This window comes from Halorubrum sp. AJ67, assembly GCF_000513435.1.
This window is the reverse complement of sequence record NZ_CBVY010000005.1, coordinates 75,006-77,250: the sequence shown is the minus strand read 5'-3', so window position 1 is coordinate 77,250 and position 2,245 is coordinate 75,006. Positions and strand designations below refer to the sequence as shown.

Here is a 2,245-nt window from a genome sequence, read left to right as displayed (position 1 = left end):
CCGCCGGGCGGTGCCGCGGTGCCGCGGCCGGCTCCGGGAAACGCCGGCGACATCAACGTAAACGTCACGCTCGATGCGCCGAACGCCGGACCAGACGAGGACGAAGAGGCCGTCAGTGTGACGCGTGAGACGGCCGACGACGCGGAACCGAGCGCGCGTAAGACGAGCGAGAGCCCGGGCGCGAAACCGCGCGAAAACGTCTGCGGCGGGTGCGGCGAGAACGTGCCGTCGGATCACGTGTACTGCCCGAACTGCGGTGAGAAGCAGTCGCATCGGGCGTTCTGCGAGTGCGGCGACGAGCTGCGGACGGACTGGGCGTTTTGCCCCGGCTGCGGTCGGCGAACCCCGGCCGCGGACGTGTTGAACGATCGGTGACCGTCCACGGATCCTGTCATACGCCACGGGCCGCGCGTTTCGCCGAGTGTCTTACACTCGCCGGTAGTTTTATATGTTTAGCATCAATTGGTTGAGCCGCGTAAGACGGTCGTCTTACAGGCGGCGTCCGGCGTGGGTCGGTATCCCGCGTCCGGGTGGTCCCGCGCTGTAAGACACACGCGTCGCGTGTCCGCCGTCTTACCGGGGGAATACCAATGGAGCGTGTGACACTACGAATCCCGAAACAGCAGATCGACGAGGTCGAACAGATGGTCGAGACGGGCGAGTTCCCGAACCGGAGCGAAGCGATCCGGTCGGCCGTCCGCGAGATGTTGAACGAACAGGACGGCGAGCGCGACGAGCGCGGCCGCAACCGCAACTGGGCGAAGGTGTAAACAGATGCAAGATCTCGTTCAGGACGCCCTCGACAACGCGGAAGCGGAGAAGCGCGACATGGACGTCGACATGGAGGACGACGAGTTCGGGGACCCCCGAATCGTCATCGTCGGTGCCGGCGGTGCCGGTAACAACACGGTCAACCGACTGTACAACATCGGCGTCGACGGCGCTGAGACCGTCGCGATCAACACCGACAAACAGCACCTCAAGATGATCGAGGCCGACACCAAGATCCTCGTGGGCAAGTCGCTCACGCAGGGGCTCGGTGCCGGCGGCGACCCCAAGATGGGCGAGCGCGCGACCGAGATGGCCCAAGGGACGATCAAGGAGGTACTCGGCGACGCCGACCTCGTCTTCGTCACCGCCGGGATGGGCGGCGGCACGGGCACCGGCGCGGCCCCGGTCATCTCGAAGATCGCCAAAGAGCAGGGAGCCATCGTCGTCGGGATGGTCTCGACCCCGTTCAACGTCGAGCGCGCCCGCACGGTGAAAGCCGAAGAGGGCCTAGAGACCTTGCGTAACGAGGCCGACTCGATCATCGTCCTCGACAACAACCGCCTGCTCGATTACGTCCCGAACCTGCCGATCGGGAAGGCGTTCTCCGTGATGGACCAGATCATCGCGGAGACGGTCAAGGGGATCTCGGAGACGATCACCCAGCCGAGCCTCATCAACCTCGACTACGCGGACATGTCGACGATCATGAATCAAGGCGGCGTCGCCGTGATGCTCGTCGGCGAGACCCAAGACAAGAACAAGACCCAAGAGGTGGTCAACGACGCGATGAACCACCCGCTCTTGGACGTCGACTACCGCGGTGCCTCCGGCGGGCTCGTCCACATCACGGGCGGCCCGGACCTCACCCTGAAGGAGGCCGAGGGGATCGCGAACAACATCACCGAGCGGCTGGAGGCGAGCGCCAACGTGATCTGGGGCGCTCGCATCCAGGAAGAGTACAAGGGCAAGGTGCGCGTCATGGCGATCATGACGGGCGTCCAGAGCGCGCAGGTGCTCGGCCCCTGACCCAGAAGCAGGCCGACAAGTCGCGCGCCGCGGTCAACGGCGACGACATCGACGACCTCGGCGACTCGCGTTCGCGCGCGGCCGAAGCGAACGAGGCCGCGGGCGGCGGCAACAGAGGCGAGCCGGCGGTCTCCGGCGGCACCGACCGCAACGCGTGGGAGTCCGACGGCGGCAACGAGCCGGTCGAGAAGAACAACGGGCTCGACGTCATTCGCTGAGCCATCCCCGTTTTCCGGAGAACCGACGGCCGAACGCCGTTTCGACGCGGTCCGCTGACGAACGTTTTTCGGCTAAACCGCCTCGATCGACTCCAGTAGCCGGCACTTCCGACAGACGTCCCGACTGGTCTGTGAGCCGCAGCGCTCGCACTCGCGGAGGGCGGGCGAGTCCGGTACGTCGGCGTCACCGGCGTCGCTCGCGTCGCCGCCCTCGCCGCTCCCGCGGTACG

The 2,245-nt window shown here is 66.3% G+C and carries 2 protein-coding genes and 2 pseudogenes; 3 read left to right on the top strand and 1 reads right to left on the bottom strand.

The annotated features are described in order from the left end of the window. From BN903_RS17990 to ftsZ, 3 genes and pseudogenes are all read left to right on the top strand, one after another. Positions 1-375, top strand: a 375-nt coding sequence (locus tag BN903_RS17990; RefSeq protein WP_228841044.1) for a zinc ribbon domain-containing protein, incomplete at its 5' end; no start/stop codon positions are given. A gap of 215 nt (positions 376-590) precedes the next feature. Continuing rightward, positions 591-770 carry a ribbon-helix-helix domain-containing protein gene (locus BN903_RS06615; RefSeq protein WP_048076990.1) on the top strand — a complete coding sequence of 60 codons (180 nt, stop codon included), beginning with the start codon at positions 591-593 and terminating at the stop codon, positions 768-770. A gap of 4 nt (positions 771-774) precedes the next feature. Continuing rightward, positions 775-2,015 (top strand): annotated as a pseudogene (ftsZ, locus tag BN903_RS06610) (cell division protein FtsZ). 72 nt (positions 2,016-2,087) lie between these two features. Here ftsZ and BN903_RS16555 read toward each other — a convergent pair. Then, positions 2,088-2,245: pseudogene (locus tag BN903_RS16555) on the bottom strand (TIGR00269 family protein); the annotation flags it as partial.

Bases quoted from the DNA above. Each gene is read 5' to 3' on its own strand.
- BN903_RS06615 (WP_048076990.1), top strand. From the start codon at position 591: ATGGAGCGTGTGACACTACGAATCCCGAAACAGCAGATCGACGAGGTC.